The sequence below is a fragment of the Streptomyces sp. NBC_00872 genome (assembly GCF_045161915.1).
In the GTDB taxonomy this organism is placed as follows: domain Bacteria; phylum Actinomycetota; class Actinomycetes; order Streptomycetales; family Streptomycetaceae; genus Streptomyces.
In genome coordinates, this window is the sequence record NZ_CP108806.1 from 7,411,022 (window position 1) to 7,428,054 (window position 17,033).

The window sequence follows — 17,033 nt, forward strand, 5'->3', positions numbered from 1 at the left end:
GCAGATGGCGTCCAGCCACTGCCCGAATCGGTGATACCCGGACAGGTCGTTCGGTACGCGCCGTTTACGGGGGGCTCCGTTCGGTGACAACACAGGTGTCGGGCACGTGAGTTGACGTCCCGTCGCTCCAACTGACCGGTACGGCCCGGAAGGCACCCTGAGCCATGGCGCTCGCCAAGCCCGAACCGGGTGGGCTGCTGCCCGAGCGGATGGCACCGCTGCGCGGAGCGCTCGCCACCACCGCCTGCATGGAGACACTCCAGGTGGGCTACCTCCACGCGGTCGCCGCCGCGGCGGGCTGCTCACTCAGCCAGCCCTTTCCCGACAACGGCATCGACTGGCACGTGAGCCACAGCGCGCCAGGACATCTCGTCGACGACGAGGTCACCATCAAGGTCCAGCTCAAGTGCACCTACCAGATCGCCCCGCACCCGGCGGGGCCCGCCTTCTCCTTCACCCTCGACAACGCCCATCTCGTGAAGCTCGCCCGCACCCCGGTCTCCGTGCACAAGATCCTGGTCGTGATGCTCGTGCCCAGGACCCAGGACGAATGGCTGCGCGCCAGCCATGACCGGCTCGACCTCAGACACTGCTGCTACTGGATCAATCTGGCCGGCCACCCGGTGACCGGCCGGTACCGCACCACGGTGCGTGTGCCCACCGCGCGGATCTTCGACGACCGGGCGCTCTGCGAGATCATGACCCGTGTCGGGTCGGGAGGGAGACCGTGATGCGTTGGCCGTCCGACGAGCCAGTACGTTCCCACTCGTCGCCGACCGGGACGCCGGAGCCGGAGTCCTTGGCCGGGGGCCACTCCTGGAACGGGGGAACGGCTTCGGACCCGGACCCCACCAGGACCGACCCCGCCGTCCTCGGCGCCCTGCTCGCCCGGCACGGCTGGCGGCGGCGCGGCGGCGCCCCCGGGCGCTATGCCCGCTGGACACCACCGGGGCCGGGCGCGCGCGGTACGAGCCTGCTCGTCCCCGAGAGCCGTGCCTTCCCCGACTGCGAGGACCTGCTCGCCGAGGCCCTCACGGCGCTCGCCCGCAGCGCGGCTCCCTCCGCGCGTGAGGTGCTCGTCGGTCTCGCCGTGCCCAGCGACGAGATCCGCTGGTGGCGCGATGTACCGCCCGGCCCCTCCGGCGCCGCGGAGTGGACCGTGCAGGAACAGCTCCGCACGGCGGCCAGACAGCTTCTGCTCGCCGGGGCGCTCGCCGTCCGGGGCAGGGCCGGGTATTACGGGGCGCGCCATCGCCGGCAGGCCCAGGACTCGCTGGGAGGGGTGCTGGTCGGACCGGCGCCGGGCGGACGCGAACTGACCGCCTTCCTGCCGGTGACGAGCGGCCGGTCCGTCGCCGTACAGCTCCATCACTCGCTCTCCGCGGCCCGTGAGGCCGCCGACTACCAGCGGGCCACCGGGGGCATGGAGGCGTTCGACTCCGCGGTGGAGGCCGGGGTGAGCCGGGAGCTGACCGAGGCGCTGGTGGCGCTCGTACGGGGGACGGAAGGCGCCCGGGTCGCCCTGGCCTGGGCGCCGGGCGCGGGGGTGCCCGAGGGGTGCGCCGCCCGTCCCGAGCCGGTGGAGTTCTCGCCCGGTGATCTGCCCGCGCTGCGCGAGGCGGGCAGACGCTATCTGCGCGACGAGCCCTCCGTACCGGTGCGGATCACCGGCGCGGTGATCCGCATGCGCCGGGCCGGCACCGGCGGCGAGGGGTCCGTACGGCTGCGTGTCCTCGCCGGGGCGGCGATCCCGCATGTACGGGTGGCGCTCGACGAGGAGTCGTACCGCGTCGCGGGACACGCGCATCTCGTCGGTCTGCCGATCCGGGTGGTGGGCAGACTGGAGAGCCGTGGCGGGTTCCGCAGGCTCACCGACGCCAGCGGTGTGGTGCCCGTCCAGGTCGACGACGCCGAGCGGGACCGGCTGATGAAGTCGCTCCAGGAGAACCTGGACTACTTCGAGGAGGCGTGCGGCGGCGGTGACTGACGCCGGCGGATCGACGGCCGCGGGGACCCGCGCCGGGCGCGGCTGACGGCGGAGCGGCCGGCGGCGGGCCGCGGACGCCGCGGGGAGGGACAGCCCGCGGTGGTGGCGGTCGCACCCTCGGTCACCGCTCGGCAAACCGTTTCGCGACCGGCCCCCCGGGCTCGGTACGATTCAGACGCGCAGTGTCCGCTGTCGCGCCCCAGAGTCAGGAGAGACCGGTGTCAGACGTCCGTGTGATCATCCAACGCGATTCCGAGCGGGAAGAGCGCGTGGTGACGACGGGCACTACGGCGGCCGAGCTGTTCCCCGGAGAGCGCACCGTGATCGCCGCGCGCGTCGGCGGCGAGCTGAAGGACCTCGCGTACGTACCGGGCGAGGGCGAGATCGTCGAGCCCGTCGAGATCTCCTCCGAGGACGGCCTCGGCATCCTGCGCCACTCCACCGCGCATGTCATGGCGCAGGCCGTGCAGGAGCTGTTCCCCGAGGCCAAGCTGGGTATCGGCCCGCCGGTCAGGGACGGCTTCTACTACGACTTCGACGTGGCGGCCCCCTTCCACCCCGATGACCTCAAGGCCATCGAGAAGAAGATGCAGGAGATCCAGAAGCGCGGCCAGCGGTTCTCGCGGCGCGTCGTCACCGACGAGGCCGCCCGCGAGGAGCTCGCCGACGAGCCGTACAAGCTGGAGCTGATCGGGCTCAAGGGGTCCGCCTCGACCGAGGACGGCGCGGATGTCGAGGTGGGCGGCGGCGAGCTGACCATCTACGACAACCTGGACGCCAAGACCGGCGAGCTGTGCTGGCGGGATCTGTGCCGCGGCCCGCATCTGCCCACCACCCGCAGCATCCCGGCGTTCAAGCTCATGCGGAACGCGTCGGCGTACTGGCGGGGCAGCGAGAAGAACAAGCAGCTCCAGCGCATCTACGGCACCGCGTGGCCGTCGAAGGAGGAGCTGAAGGCGCATCTGGAGTTCCTCGCCGAGGCCGAGAAGCGCGACCACCGCAAGCTCGGCAGCGAACTGGACCTCTTCTCCATCCCGGAGGAGATCGGCTCCGGTCTCGCGGTCTTCCACCCCAAGGGCGGTGTCGTCCGCCGGGCCATGGAGGACTACTCGCGGCGGCGGCACGAGGAGGAGGGGTACGAGTTCGTCTACACCCCCCATGCCACCAAGGGCGCCCTGTTCGAGAAGTCCGGGCATCTCGACTGGTACGCCGACGGTATGTACCCGCCCATGCAGCTCGACGAGGGCGTGGACTACTACCTCAAGCCCATGAACTGCCCGATGCACAACCTGATCTTCGACGCCCGGGGCCGGTCCTACCGTGAACTGCCCCTGCGTCTCTTCGAGTTCGGAACGGTGTACCGCTACGAGAAGTCGGGCGTGGTGCACGGTCTGACCCGCGCGCGCGGTTTCACCCAGGACGACGCGCACATCTACTGCACCCGCGAACAGATGGCGGACGAGCTGGACTCGACGCTGACGTTCGTGCTGAACCTGCTCCGTGACTACGGTCTGACCGACTTCTATCTGGAGCTGTCGACCAAGGACGAGACCAAGTTCGTCGGCTCGGACGAGGCGTGGGACGAGGCCACCGAGGTACTGCGCAAGGTGGCCGAGAAGCAGGGCCTGCCGCTGACCCCCGACCCGGGCGGTGCCGCGTTCTACGGCCCCAAGATCTCGGTGCAGGCGCGGGACGCCATCGGCCGAACCTGGCAGATGTCCACCATCCAGCTCGACTTCAATCTGCCGGACCGCTTCGATCTCGAATACACCTCGCCGGACGGCTCCAAGCAGCGCCCTGTGATGATCCACCGCGCGCTGTTCGGCTCGATCGAGCGGTTCTTCGCGGTGCTGCTTGAGCACTACGCGGGCGCGTTCCCGGCCTGGCTGGCGCCGGTGCAGGCGGTGGGCATCCCGGTCGGCGACGCGCATGTGCCGTATCTCCAGGAGTTCGCGGCGGAGGCGAAGCGCAAGGGGCTGCGCGTCGAGGTGGACGCGTCCTCGGACCGTATGCAGAAGAAGATCAGGAACCAGCAGCGGCAGAAGGTGCCCTTCATGATCATCGTCGGTGACGAGGACATGCACGCGGGCACGGTGTCCTTCCGCTACCGCGACGGTTCCCAGGAGAACGGCGTCCCGCGTGACCAGGCGCTGGCGAAGCTGGTCGATGTGGTGGAGCGCCGCGTCCAGGTCTGAGGCCCGTACCGCGTACGGCGTGCGGGCACGGGTACGGTGACGGCCCCCGGGAGGCATCGGGCTCCCGGGGGCCGTCGGGCCGGGGCCCGGCGGCACGTTTCACAGGGGCGAAGTTCTATGCTGCACAGCATGACGAGTGAGCCGGAGCAGCAGATCGGAGTGGGGACCCAGGACGCGTTCCAGCGCCTGTGGACGCCCCATCGGATGGCCTATATCCAGGGCGAGAACAAGCCCACCGGGCCGGGTGCCGAGGACGGCTGTCCCTTCTGCTCCATCCCGTCCAAGTCCGACGAGGACGGGCTGATCGTGGCGCGCGGCGAGCGGGTGTACGCGGTGCTGAACCTCTACCCGTACAACGGCGGCCACTCCATGATCGTCCCCTACCGTCATGTGGCCGACTACACCGACCTGGACGACGCGGAGACCGCCGAGCTCGCTCTCTTCACCAAGCACGCGATGACCGCGCTCCGTACCGCCTCGGGGGCGCACGGGTTCAACATCGGGATGAACCAGGGCGTCGCGGCCGGGGCGGGTATCGCCGCGCATCTCCATCAGCATGTGGTGCCCCGCTGGGGCGGTGACACCAACTTCATGCCGATCGTGGGACACACGAGGGTGCTTCCGCAGCTGCTCGCCGATACGCGCGCGATGCTCGCGGACGCCTGGCCCGTACCGCCCGCGCCCATAGAGCCGTAGCCCGTGTGCGAGCCCGCGCGGACCACCGCCGCGCGGGCCTTCTACGCGTCGTAAGCGTCGACGCGCTTCGGTGACGGGTCCTGCACCGCGCCGAAGAGCGAGGCCGCCCGGCTGCTGAAGCCCGAGGTGTCCACCCCGTGCTCGTCCAGCACACGCAGCGCCGCCTTGTGCGCCACACGCAGGACGGGCGTGGCGGCACGCATCGCGTCATCGGCCATGAAGCGGTGCTTCCACGGCTGATCGGCCCAGGCGTGCCGCAGACCGAACGGCTCGGGCAGCGAGAGCTTGCCGCCGAGGAAGTCCAGGATCGGCGGATACCAGGTGAAGGGGGCGCGCACCGCCAGCCGGACTGCTTCCTTCGGCTCGACCAGGGGCAGCGTCCGCGAGGTGGTCTCCCAGAACCGGACGGTCTTGGGCCGGCTCACGGTCTTGGCGGACGGTCCCGAGCCGAAGAGCCCGTGGATCGGTCCCAGGGCATGACCGGAGACCTCGATCCGCAGGGTCTCGTGGAGCACGGTCACATTGATCATCATGGTGATCACGAGCTGGCCGTCCCAGAGGACGAACTGCACCCCGAGATAGTGGCGGCTGCCGGCGCCGAACTGCTGGTGGTTGCAGATCCGCTGTATCTCGTGGGACTTGACCTGATACGCCTCCACGTCCTGGCCGTCGGGCCTGGACACCGAGTCGGCGCCCTCACCGACGGGCGCGACGATCCAGTGCTTGACCGAAGGCGGCGGGAATCCACCGGAGTTGATCGGCCCGCGCTCCAGCAGCTTGAGCTGGTCGTGGATGGCCCGTACCACGTCATAACTGCGGAACTGGTGGATCTCCTTGGCCGGGTCCTTGGGCACCAGGGCCTCGGCGAGCTGCCAGCTCCCCCAGCGGGTACCCATGCCGAGTATGCCCTTGGGACCGGCGTAGAAGACGACGTTGGAATTCTGCTCGGCCGTGAGCTTCTCTATGCCCTGGCGCACCGCCTCCCGTGTCGCGTCCCCGGGGTTTCCGGGGACGGCTTCGGGAACCTTGGCGCCGAGGCCGCCGCCCGCGAGCAGATCGGACCAGCGGGCGCGCAGATCCTTGGCGGTGGACTCACAGATCCGCCTGGCCAGCAGCCAGCCGATGACCGGGGCGACGATCATGCCGCGCACATACCAGCCGAGGACACCGTCGAACGGCAGCCGCAGCAGCAGGATCACGGCCAGCAGACCCACGCCCAGCAGCAGCGCCGTCCCCATCAGGCCCGAGCGCCGGTCCTTGGAGCCCGCGAGCGTACGCCGCAGCTGGAAGACTCCCAGCCAGACCAGCAGTCCGGGCAGGAAGACCAGCCCGAACAGCGCGGTCACGGCGGTGAGTTTGATATCGCGGTCCTTGCGGATGCGGTTCGCGGCGAGGGCGTGCAGCACCACCGTCTGCGGCTCCATCCCGAAGGACTGGATGAGCGCTTTCCGGCCGCCGCCGAGCGTACGGAGGTGGAGGGCCCGCGCGAACGCCTCGCCCAGATTGGGCTCGAAGAGCGAGAACCTGCCCTTGGACACACTGGACTTGTGCACATCGTTGTCGGCCTTGAGGATCTCCTCCATCGGGGTGTCCCGATAGGACGCCGACGCGAGGGCGTTCGTCGCGGGGTTCTGCCCGGCCCCCCCCTGGAGCGGGATCTGTGCCCCCGGGCTGAAGTCGAATCCGTTGTCCGCCACTGCCGCCCCCTCGCCGCAAGATCCGCTGTCGCGGCCTTTACCCGGCCCGCGCGCCCCGCACACGTGCTGAGCTGGGCACCACAGCGTAACCGGGTGAGGGCGTTCGCGTCAGGGGAGTGGCTCTCTTCAGCCACCGGCGTATATCGGATCGGCCACCGGCCGCACAGTACCGGCCACCCGCGCCCCACCGGCGTCGCCGGGAACTCCAAGGCCCGCCTGTACGGGCCCGGTTGGCCCACCGGGCAGACCCGCTCAGACGAGACTGCCCTCCTGTTCGCGAAGCCGGTCCGCGACCGCCGGGGGCATCGGCTCATGGCGAGTGTACGAGCGGCTGAAGCGGCCGGTGCCATGGGTGACCGACCGCAGGTCCACCGCGTACCGTCCGATTTCCAGCTCCGGCACCTCGGCCATCACCAAGGTCCTTCCAGGACCGGCCTGTTCGGTGCCGACGACCCGGCCGCGCCGTCCCGAGAGATCGCTCATCACCGGTCCCACGTACTCGTCGGGGACGAGGACCCGTACCTCGGCGACCGGTTCCAGCAGATGGATCGACGCCTCGACGGCCGCCTCGCGCAGCGCCAGCGCGCCAGCCGTCTGGAACGCGGCGTCGGAGGAGTCCACCGAGTGGGCCTTCCCGTCGAGCAGGGTGACCCGGATGTCGACGAGCGGACGGCCCGCCGCGACTCCGTGCGCGGCCTGGGTCCGTATGCCCTTCTCGACGGACGGGATGAACTGCCGGGGCACCGCGCCGCCCACCACCTTGTCGACGAACTCGACCCCGGAGCCGGGCGGCAGGGGATCCACCTCGATCTCGCAGATCGCGAACTGGCCGTGGCCACCGGACTGTTTCACATGCCGGCCGCGCCCCGCCGAGCTCCCGCCGAAGGTCTCCCGGAGCGCGACCCTGAACGGCACGGCGTCGACCCGGACGCCGTACCGGGTGCGCAACCGCTCCAGCGCGACATCCATATGGGCCTCGCCCAGGCACCAGAGCACCACCTGACGGGTCTCCGGATTCTGCTCAAGACGCATTGTCGGATCCTCGGCCACCAGCCGGGCGAGCCCTTGGGACAGCTTGTCCTCGTCCGCCTTGCTGTGGGCCTCGACGGCCAGCGGCAGCAGCGGATCGGGCATGGTCCAGGGCTCCATCAGCAGCGGATCGTCCTGGGCGGAGAGGGTGTCCCCGGTCTCCGCGTCGGCGAGTTTCCCGACACAGGCCAGGTCTCCGGCGACGCAGTGGCCCGTCACACGCTGCTGTTTGCCGAACGGGGAGGAGAGCGCCCCGGTCCGTTCCTCGACGTCGTGGTCCTCGTGACCGCGGTCGGTGAGACCGTGGCCCGACACATGCACCAGCTCGTCCGGCCGCAGCGTGCCCGAGAAGACCCGTACGAGAGAGATCCTGCCCACGTAGGGGTCGGAGGCGGTCTTCACCACCTCGGCGACGAGCGGGCCCCGGGGATCACAGCCGATTCCCGGACGCGGTGCGCCCCGCGGGGTGGTGACCTCGGGGACCGGGCGCTCCAGGGGGCTCGGGAAACCGGTGGCGATCAGATCGAGCAGCTCGACGGTGCCCAGACCCTGTCGGCCGCCCGGCGGAGCGGGGGCCGCCGCGAGCACCGGGTGGAAGATGCCGCGCGCCACCGCCTTCTCCAGATCCCCGATCAGTGTCCTCAGGTCGATCTCGCCGCCGCTCAGATAGTGGTCCATGAGCGTCTCGTCCTCGCTCTCGGCGATGATCCCCTCGATCAGCCGGTTCCGTGCCTCCTCGATCCGCGGGAGCTCGCCGGGGGCGGGCGGATTCTCCCGGCGCTCCCCGGAGGAGTAGTCGAAGATCCGTCGCGAGAGCAGTCCGACGAGCCCGGTGGCCGGCGCGTGTCCGTCCGGCCCCTCCTGGCCGTGCACCGGCAGATACAGCGGCAGCACCGCGTCGGGGTCGTCCCCGCCGAACATCAGCCCGCAGAGCCGGGTCATCTCGTCGAAGCCGGTGCGCGCCGTGTCGAGATGCGTGACGACGATCGCGCGCGGCATACCGACCGCGGCGCACTCCTCCCAGACGGTACGGGTGGCGCCGGCCATGGCCTCCGCCTCCTGGGCGGCCGACACAATGAAAAGGGCCGCGTCCGCCGCCCGCAGACCGGCCCTCAGTTCCCCGACGAAATCGGCGTAGCCGGGGGTGTCCAGCAGATTGATCTTGTACCCGCCCCATTCCAGGGGGACGAGGGAGAGCTGTACGGAGCGCTGCTGGCGGTGCTCGATCTCGTCGTAGTCGGAGACCGTGCCGCCGTCCTCGACTCTGCCCGCGCGGTTCACCGCCCCCGCGGTGAGCGCGAGAGCCTCGACGAGTGTGGTCTTGCCCGATCCGCTGTGGCCGACCAGCACCACGTTCCGTACGGACGCGGGCCGGTCGGCCGCCATTGCCCTGCCGGCGGCTCCGGGGTGTGTACGCGCCTTGTCGCCCATGATTCCTGCCTCCCGGTCGATCGCGGTGAGGAGATGGAGAGAGGCACGGGCCGTGGGAGCCGCCGCGGCAGCTCCGGCGATGCCCGCGGTGGTCCTTCGAGCTTCGCACTCCGGCCATGGTGCGTCCATACGTCGTACGCGACGGCACGGTCCGGGTGCCCGGCGGTACGGTGTGGGGGTCGTGGCTACGATGGGCCCGGTCCTGTCCGGCCGGTCCTCGTGGTCAGCCGTGGCGCCTGGTGGAGGGGGTACCTCCCGTTGCCCGTAAGGCTGCGGGGGCATCGCGAGGCGGAGGATCGTGCACGTACTGGAAGGTACTGGACGAATCCGACGTCTCCGGCAACGCGGCGAGGTGCCGTCCGCCGAGGCAGCGGTTCATGTCACCGCGGCGTCGCGAGTCCGCGAAGAGCGGCCGGACAGGGCCTAGCCGGTGGCCGTCGGGGCCGCTCGGCCCACCGAACCTCGGGAAGGCCATGCTGAACAAGTACGCGCGTGCATTCTTCACGCGTGTCCTCACACCGTTCGCCGCGTTTCTGCTCCGGCGCGGAGTGAGTCCGGATGCGGTCACGCTGATCGGTACGGCCGGGGTGATGGCGGGTGCGCTGGTCTTCTTCCCCCGGGGGGAGTTCTTCTGGGGCACGATCGTCATCACCGTCTTCGTCTTCTCCGATCTCGTCGACGGGAACATGGCCAGGCAGGCGGGGATCTCCAGTCGCTGGGGCGCCTTCCTCGACTCGACGCTCGACCGGGTCGCCGACGGCGCGATCTTCGCCGGGTTCGCGCTCTGGTACGCGGGTGAGGGCGACAACAACGTCCTGTGCGCCGTCGCGATCTTCTGTCTGGCGAGCGGCCAGGTCGTCTCGTACACCAAGGCCCGTGGCGAGTCCATCGGGCTGCCCGTGGCCGTCAACGGGCTGGTCGAGCGGGCGGAGCGGCTGGTCATCTCGCTGGTCGCGGCCGGTCTGGCGGGGCTGCACGGCTTCGGTGTGCCGGGGATCGACATCCTGCTGCCCATCGCGCTGTGGATCGTGGCGGCCGGCAGCGTGGTGACGCTCGGCCAGCGGGTCGTGACCGTACGGCGGGAATCAGCCGAGGCCGACGCCGCGGCGGCCGGCGCCGGGCCGGGGAACACCGGGAGCACCCCGCGGGGGAGCGGGAGCACATCATGAGCGGCGTGGGCGAGCGGCTGACCGACTCCCTGTACGGACTCGGCTGGAGCACCGTCAAGAAGCTCCCCGAGCCCGTGGCCGACGCGCTTGGCAGGACCGTCGCGGACACCGTGTGGAAGCGGCGCGGCGCGAGCGTGCTGCGGCTGGAGTCCAATCTGGCGCGCGTGGTGCCGGACGCGGGTCCCGAACGGCTCGCGGAGCTGTCCCGGGCCGGGATGCGCTCGTACATGCGGTACTGGATGGAGTCCTTCCGGCTGCCCGCCTGGAGCAAGGAGCGGGTGAGCGGCGGCGTCGAGATCAAGGACATCCACTGTCTGACGGAGGGGCTCGCGGCCGGGCGGGGCGTGGTGCTCGCGCTGCCGCACCTCGCCAACTGGGACCTGGCGGGAGCCTGGCTCACCCGGGGGCAGGGGGTGCCGTTCACGACGGTCGCCGAGCGGCTCAAGCCGGAATCCCTCTTCGACCGGTTCGTGGCCTACCGCGAGAGCCTGGGCATGGAGGTGCTGCCGCACACCGGCGGCTCCGCGTTCGGCGCGCTCGCGCGGCGGCTGCGGAGCGGCGGTCTGGTCTGTCTGGTCGCCGACCGTGATCTGTCGTCCTCCGGTGTCGAGGTCGACTTCTTCGGGGAGAAGGCCCGGATGCCCGCGGGGCCCGCGCTGCTGGCCCAGCAGACCGGGGCGCTGCTGCTGCCGGCGACACTCTGGTACGACGACTCACCGGTGATGCGGGGACAGGTGCATCCCGCGGTCGAGGTCCCGGAGACAGGTACGCGCGCCGAGAAGACGTCTGTGATGACACAGGCGGTGGCCGACGTCTTCGCCACCGGAATCGCCGAGCACCCGGAGGACTGGCACATGCTGCAACGGCTGTGGCTCACGGATCTCGAACCCGGGCGGACCGGCTCCGGGCAGACCGGTTCCGGGGGGAGTCCCCGGTGAGGATCGGCATCGTCTGTCCGTACTCGTGGGACGTGCCCGGCGGCGTCCAGTTCCACATCAGGGACCTGGCCGAGCATCTGATCAGGCTGGGTCACGAGGTGTCCGTACTGGCGCCCGCGGACGACGAGACGCCCCTGCCGCCGTATGTCGTCTCGGCGGGACGGGCCGTTCCCGTGCCGTACAACGGCTCGGTCGCCCGGCTGAACTTCGGTTTCCTGTCGGCGGCGCGGGTACGGCGGTGGCTGCACGACGGCACGTTCGACGTGATCCATATCCATGAGCCGACCTCGCCGTCGCTGGGTCTGCTGGCCTGCTGGGCGGCGCAGGGGCCGATCGTCGCCACGTTCCACACGTCGAATCCGCGGTCGCGGGCGATGATCGCGGCGTATCCGATCCTCCAGCCCGCGCTGGAGAAGATCAGCGCGCGGATCGCCGTGAGCGAGTACGCGCGCCGGACGCTGGTGGAGCATCTCGGCGGTGACGCGGTGGTGATCCCGAACGGTGTCGATGTCGACTTCTTCGCCAAGGCCGAGATCAATCCGGCCTGGCAGGGCCGCACGATCGGCTTCATCGGACGGATCGACGAGCCGCGCAAGGGGCTCCCGGTGCTGATGAAGGCCCTGCCGAAGATCCTCGCCGTCTATCCGGAGACCCGGCTGCTGGTGGCGGGGCGCGGGGACGAGAAGGAGGCCGTGGAGTCGCTTCCCAAGGAGATGCGGTCGCGGGTCGAGTTCCTCGGGATGGTGAGCGACGAGGACAAGGCGCGGCTGCTGCGCAGTATCGATCTGTACATCGCGCCCAACACGGGCGGCGAGAGCTTCGGCATCATCCTCGTCGAGGCGCTGTCGGCGGGCGCGGCGGTGCTGGCGAGCGACCTGGACGCGTTCGCGCAGGTGCTGGACCAGGGGTCGGCGGGCGAGCTCTTCACCAACGAGGACGCGGACGCGCTGGCGGGCGCGGCGGTACGGCTGCTGGGCGACGCGGAACGGCGCGAGGCGCTGCGCGAGCGGGGGAGCGCGCATGTGCGGCGGTTCGACTGGGCGACGGTCGGAGCGGACATCCTCGCGGTGTACGAGACGGTGACGGACGGCGCGGCGTCGGTGGCGGCGGACGAACGCACAGGTCTGCGCGCCCGCCTCCGCCGCCGCGCGGACGGCGACGCCCCGGGTGGCGGTATCGAGGCCCAGTCCCGGTCCCGTACGCCCCCGGACATCCGCCCCGAACCGGCGACCGGCTGACGTACCGGGCGTCCGGCTCGTGTCCGGCGCCGTCCTCCGTAGGCCGTCCTCCGTAGGAGGAGGCGGTGCCGGGTTCTGCCCCGGGCTTCGGGGAGGGGCCGGGCAGGGGCCGGGCAGGCCGGTTACCGGGTGCGTCCCGATAGCCTGCCCCGCGTGACCGAAACTCTCATCTGGATCGTCGTCGCCGTCGTCGTCTGCGCGCTCTATCTGAGCTGGACCGCCGGCCGGCTCGACCGGCTGCACACCCGTATCGACGCCGCGCGCGCGGCCCTCGACGCGCAGTTGCTCCGGCGTGCCTCGGTCACCCAGGAGCTGGCGACCTCCGGTGTGCTCGACCCCGCCGCGTCCATCGTGCTCTACCAGGCCGCGCACGCGGCCCGGCAGGCCGAGGAGGAGCAGCGGGAGGTCGCGGAGAGCGAGCTGAGCCAGGCGCTGCGGGCGGTGTTCGGGGAGACCGCGCAGGTCGAGGCCGTACGGGCGGCTCCCGGCGGTGACGAGGCCGCCGGCGAACTCGCCGCGTCGGTACGGCGCGTTCCCATGGCTCGGCGGTTCCACAACGACGCCGTACGCGCCGCCCGCGCGCTGCGCCGGCACCGTAAGGTCCGCTGGTTCAGGCTCGCCGGGCACGCTCCGTTCCCGCTCGCCTTCGAGATGGACGACGAGCCGCCCGTCGCGCTGGCGGACCGGCCGGGTTCCTCGACCTGAGGCCCGGCCCCGGCCGGCCCCCGGCGACGCGCGAGAACGCGAGAACGATCCACCGCCTGTTCATTGGCCCTTGCTGTGGACTGCTCCCCGGGCGTTACCTGTGCGTGCGGTTTCTCCATCGTTTTCAGCCAGCCAGCCAGCCACCGTCAGCCAGCCAGTGAGGTCGATTCGTGTCCACCACGCTCCCCACCACCCCTCAGTCCGCCGAGACCGGCACCGCGCGCGTCAAGCGCGGTATGGCCGAGCAGCTCAAGGGCGGCGTGATCATGGATGTCGTCACACCGGACCAGGCGAAGATCGCCGAGGACGCCGGCGCGGTCGCCGTCATGGCGCTGGAGCGCGTCCCCGCCGACATCCGTAAGGACGGCGGCGTCGCCCGGATGTCCGACCCGGACATGATCGAGGGCATCATCGAAGCCGTCTCGATCCCGGTCATGGCCAAGTCGCGGATCGGCCACTTCGTCGAGGCGCAGGTGCTCCAGTCCCTCGGGGTGGACTACATCGACGAGTCCGAGGTGCTGACCCCCGCCGACGAGGTCAACCACTCCGACAAGTGGGCGTTCACCACCCCCTTCGTCTGCGGCGCCACCAATCTGGGCGAGGCCCTGCGCCGGATCGCCGAGGGCGCGGCCATGATCCGCTCCAAGGGCGAGGCCGGCACCGGCAATGTCGTCGAGGCGGTGCGCCATCTCCGTCAGATCAAGAACGAGATCGCGAGGCTCCGCGGCTTCGACAACAACGAGCTGTACGCCGCCGCCAAGGAACTGCGCGCGCCGTACGAGATCGTCAAGGAGGTCGCCGCGCTCGGCAAGCTGCCCGTGGTGCTCTTCTCCGCCGGCGGTGTCGCCACCCCCGCCGACGCCGCGCTGATGCGCCAGCTCGGTGCCGAGGGCGTCTTCGTCGGATCCGGCATCTTCAAGTCCGGCGACCCCGCCAAGCGCGCCGCCGCCATCGTGAAGGCCACCACCTTCTACGACGACCCGAAGATCATCGCGGACGCGTCCCGGAACCTGGGCGAGGCCATGGTCGGTATCAATATCGACACCCTCCCCGAGTCCGAGCACTACGCCAAGCGCGGCTGGTAACGCCCCATGACCATCCCTGTGACCGGCGGCACCCCGGTGATCGGCGTCCTCGCACTCCAGGGTGATGTCCGGGAGCATCTCGGTGCCCTGGCCGCGGCGGACGCCGTGCCCAGGACCGTCCGGCGCCCGGAGGAGCTCGCCGAGGTCGACGGGCTGGTGATCCCGGGCGGCGAGTCCACCACGATGTCGAAGCTGGCCGCGCTCTTCGGGATGCTGGAGCCGCTGCGGGCGCGCGTACGGGCCGGAATGCCGGTGTACGGCACCTGCGCCGGAATGATCATGCTTGCCGACAAGATCCTCGACCCCCGCTCCGGCCAGGAGACCATCGGCGGTATCGACATGATCGTCCGCCGCAACGCCTTCGGCCGCCAGAACGAGTCCTTCGAGGCGGCCGTCGAGGTCGCCGGAGTCGAGGGCGGCCCCGTCGAGGGTGTCTTCATCCGCGCGCCCTGGGTCGAGTCGGTGGGCGCCGAGGTCGAGGTGCTCGCCGAGTACGGCGGCCATGTCGTCGCCGTACGGCAGGGCAACGCGCTCGCGACGTCGTTCCACCCGGAACTCACGGGTGACCACCGGCTCCACCGCTTCTTCACCGAGCTGGTACGGGACGGTTCCCGGGGCGCCCGGACCGGCGCCCCCTGAGGGACGGGGAGGGACGGCCCGCGTTCCCCGGGGGACGGTGGCAGGGACGACGGGCGCGCTCGTCCCGGTAGGATCTCTGCCGAGCAGAGGCAGAACCGGTTACGCGAAGGAGACAGGCAGATGTCCGGCCACTCTAAATGGGCTACGACGAAGCACAAGAAGGCCGTGATCGACGCCAAGCGCGGCAAGCTCTTCGCGAAGCTGATCAAGAACATCGAGGTGGCGGCCCGTACCGGCGGCGCCGACATCGACGGCAACCCGACCCTCTTCGACGCCATCCAGAAGGCCAAGAAGAGCTCCGTGCCGAACAAGAACATCGACTCGGCCGTCAAGCGCGGCGCCGGTCTTGAGGCCGGAGGCGCCGACTACGAGACGATCATGTACGAGGGCTACGGTCCCAACGGTGTCGCCGTGCTGATCGAGTGCCTCACCGACAACCGCAACCGCGCGGCCTCCGACGTGCGCGTGGCCATGACCCGCAACGGCGGTTCGATGGCCGACCCCGGCTCCGTCTCGTACCTCTTCAACCGCAAGGGCGTCGTGATCGTCCCCAAGGGCGAACTGGGCGAGGACGATGTGCTGGGCGCCGTGCTGGACGCGGGCGCCGAGGAGGTCAACGACATCGGTGAGTCCTTCGAGGTGCTCAGCGAGGCCACCGACCTGGTCGCCGTCCGCACCTCGCTCCAGGAGGCCGGGATCGACTACGACTCCGCCGAGGCCAACTTCGTCCCGACCATGCAGGTCGAGCTGGACGAGGAGGGCGCGCGCAAGATCTTCAAGCTGATCGACGCGCTGGAGGACAGCGACGACGTGCAGAACGTCTTCGCCAACTTCGATGTCTCGGACGAGGTCATGGAGAAGGTCGACGCCTGACGGGCCGGGGTCCGACGAGGCCGGTACCTGACAGGACTTCAGCCGACGGGCCGACGGGGGACACACCTCCGTCGGCCCGTCGCGTTGTCGGTGCCTACCGATACTGTGCTGATCAGCGCGAACAACTGAGCGAGGGGGAGGGCGCGATGCGGGTGCTGGGCATTGACCCCGGACTGACCCGGTGCGGTGTCGGAGTCGTCGAGGGCGTCGCGGGCCGGCCGTTGACGATGCTCGGTGTGGGTGTGGTCCGTACGCCCACCGACGCGGAGACCGGCGAGCGACTGGTCGCCATCGAGCGGGGCATAGAGTCCTGGCTCGACGCGCACCGGCCCGAACTCGTCGCGGTGGAGCGGGTGTTCGCCCAGCACAATGTGCGTACGGTCATGGGCACCGCCCAGGCCAGCGCGGTCGCCATGCTCTGTGCCTCGCGCCGCGGCATCCCCGTCGCGCTGCACACCCCCAGCGAGGTCAAGGCCGCCGTCACCGGCAGCGGCCGGGCGGACAAGGCCCAGGTCGGCGCGATGGTGACCCGGCTGCTGCGGCTCGACGCACCGCCGAAGCCGGCCGACGCCGCCGACGCACTCGCCCTCGCCATCTGCCATATCTGGCGTGCCCCCGCCATGAACCGTCTTCAGCAGGCGCAGGCGGCCCAGCAGGCACAGACAGCGGCGCGCGCCTCCCGTGTCCCCAGCACCACATCCGTACGGAAGGTCACGCGATGATCGCCTTCGTCAGCGGCCCGGTCGCCGCCCTCGCCCCGACCACGGCCGTGATCGAGGTCGGCGGTGTCGGGATGGCCGTCCAGTGCACCCCGGCCACACTCGCCGCTCTCCGCGTCGGCCAGCAGACGAAGCTCGCCACCTCCCTGGTCGTACGGGAGGACTCACTGACCCTCTACGGCTTCGCGGACGACGACGAACGCCAGGTGTTCGAGCTGTTGCAGACCGCCAGCGGGGTCGGACCCCGGCTGGCGCAGGCGATGCTCGCCGTACACAGCCCCGACGCGCTGCGCGTCGCCGTCTCCACCGGGGACGAGAAGGCGCTGACCGCCGTCCCGGGCATCGGCAAGAAGGGCGCCCAGAAGCTGCTGCTGGAGCTGAAGGACCGGCTCGGCGAGCAGGTCGGCGCGGTCATCGGCCGTCAGGGCATCGCCGTCGCCCCCGCCTCCTGGAGCGATCAGCTCCATGCCGCGCTGATCGGCCTCGGCTACGCCCCCCGCGAGGCGGACGAGGCGGTCGCCCTGGTGACACCGCAGGCGGAGGCCGCCGTGGCCCAGGGCGCCCAGCCTCCCGTACCGCGACTTCTGCGCGCCGCGCTCCAGAGTCTGAACAGAACGCGCTAGGACGTGTTC

General features: G+C 70.7%; 14 protein-coding genes and 1 pseudogene. 13 read left to right on the top strand and 2 right to left on the bottom strand.

Annotated features, from left to right (window positions below; translation table 11 throughout):
• The first annotated feature begins 164 nt into the window (after positions 1-164).
• The 4 genes from OG214_RS31750 (at position 165) to OG214_RS31765 (ending at position 4,878) form a co-directional block, all read left to right on the top strand.
• On the top strand, positions 165-731 hold the full coding sequence (locus OG214_RS31750) for a DUF4365 domain-containing protein (RefSeq protein WP_365900545.1): 567 nt from the start codon (positions 165-167) through the stop codon (positions 729-731).
• A complete protein-coding gene (locus OG214_RS31755) occupies positions 731-1,987 on the top strand; it encodes a hypothetical protein (protein WP_405986663.1) in 1,257 nt (418 codons plus the stop codon). Before OG214_RS31750 ends, OG214_RS31755 begins: the two co-directional genes overlap by 1 nt.
• 218 nt (positions 1,988-2,205) lie before the next feature.
• Positions 2,206-4,182 (top strand): threonine--tRNA ligase, encoded by a 1,977-nt coding sequence (gene thrS, locus OG214_RS31760; protein WP_405986664.1) that lies wholly within the window; start codon positions 2,206-2,208, stop codon positions 4,180-4,182.
• Positions 4,183-4,299: 117 nt separating this feature from the next.
• Positions 4,300-4,878: an HIT domain-containing protein gene (locus OG214_RS31765; protein ID WP_365900548.1), complete on the top strand. Its 579-nt coding sequence runs from the start codon at positions 4,300-4,302 to the stop codon at positions 4,876-4,878.
• A gap of 41 nt (positions 4,879-4,919) precedes the next feature.
• Here the strand turns inward: OG214_RS31765 and OG214_RS31770 are convergent, their stop codons facing one another.
• Together OG214_RS31770 and OG214_RS31775 are read right to left on the bottom strand one after the other, a co-directional pair.
• Complete coding sequence (locus OG214_RS31770) at positions 4,920-6,575, bottom strand: hypothetical protein (RefSeq protein ID WP_405986665.1); 1,656 nt, start codon at positions 6,573-6,575, stop codon at positions 4,920-4,922.
• 252 nt (positions 6,576-6,827) lie between these two features.
• Entirely contained in the window at positions 6,828-9,035 is a 2,208-nt protein-coding gene (locus OG214_RS31775; RefSeq protein ID WP_405987677.1) for an elongation factor G-like protein EF-G2, read from the bottom strand.
• A 473-nt stretch (positions 9,036-9,508) separates the two neighbouring features.
• Here OG214_RS31775 and pgsA point away from each other — a divergent pair, with 473 nt between their 5' ends.
• The 9 genes and pseudogenes from pgsA to ruvA all read left to right on the top strand — a co-directional run bounded on the left by pgsA (position 9,509) and on the right by ruvA (position 17,024).
• Positions 9,509-10,204 (top strand): phosphatidylinositol phosphate synthase, encoded by a 696-nt coding sequence (gene pgsA / locus OG214_RS31780; protein ID WP_363084242.1) that lies wholly within the window; start codon positions 9,509-9,511, stop codon positions 10,202-10,204.
• On the top strand, positions 10,201-11,142 hold the full coding sequence (locus OG214_RS31785; RefSeq protein WP_363084241.1) for a phosphatidylinositol mannoside acyltransferase: 942 nt from the start codon (positions 10,201-10,203) through the stop codon (positions 11,140-11,142). Before pgsA ends, OG214_RS31785 begins: the two co-directional genes overlap by 4 nt.
• A pseudogene (locus OG214_RS31790) lies at positions 11,139-12,278 on the top strand (glycosyltransferase family 4 protein); the annotation flags it as partial. The gene OG214_RS31785 and the pseudogene OG214_RS31790, both read left to right, overlap by 4 nt.
• 255 nt (positions 12,279-12,533) lie before the next feature.
• Positions 12,534-13,085, top strand: a complete 552-nt coding sequence (locus OG214_RS31795; protein ID WP_363084240.1) for a hypothetical protein — start codon at positions 12,534-12,536, stop codon at positions 13,083-13,085.
• A gap of 170 nt (positions 13,086-13,255) precedes the next feature.
• Positions 13,256-14,170, top strand: coding sequence for a pyridoxal 5'-phosphate synthase lyase subunit PdxS (gene pdxS / locus OG214_RS31800; protein WP_363084239.1), 915 nt, complete (start codon positions 13,256-13,258; stop codon positions 14,168-14,170).
• A 6-nt stretch (positions 14,171-14,176) separates the two neighbouring features.
• Positions 14,177-14,809, top strand: a complete 633-nt coding sequence (gene pdxT, locus OG214_RS31805) for a pyridoxal 5'-phosphate synthase glutaminase subunit PdxT (RefSeq protein WP_405986666.1) — start codon at positions 14,177-14,179, stop codon at positions 14,807-14,809.
• Positions 14,810-14,929: 120 nt separating this feature from the next.
• A complete protein-coding gene (locus tag OG214_RS31810; RefSeq protein WP_363084237.1) occupies positions 14,930-15,682 on the top strand; it encodes a YebC/PmpR family DNA-binding transcriptional regulator in 753 nt (250 codons plus the stop codon).
• Between the two features lie 146 nt (positions 15,683-15,828).
• Positions 15,829-16,404, top strand: a complete 576-nt coding sequence (ruvC, locus tag OG214_RS31815) for a crossover junction endodeoxyribonuclease RuvC (protein WP_363083446.1) — start codon at positions 15,829-15,831, stop codon at positions 16,402-16,404.
• A complete protein-coding gene (gene ruvA / locus OG214_RS31820; protein WP_405986667.1) occupies positions 16,401-17,024 on the top strand; it encodes a Holliday junction branch migration protein RuvA in 624 nt (207 codons plus the stop codon). The genes ruvC and ruvA overlap by 4 nt, the downstream gene beginning before the upstream one ends.
• Positions 17,025-17,033 lie beyond the last annotated feature (9 nt).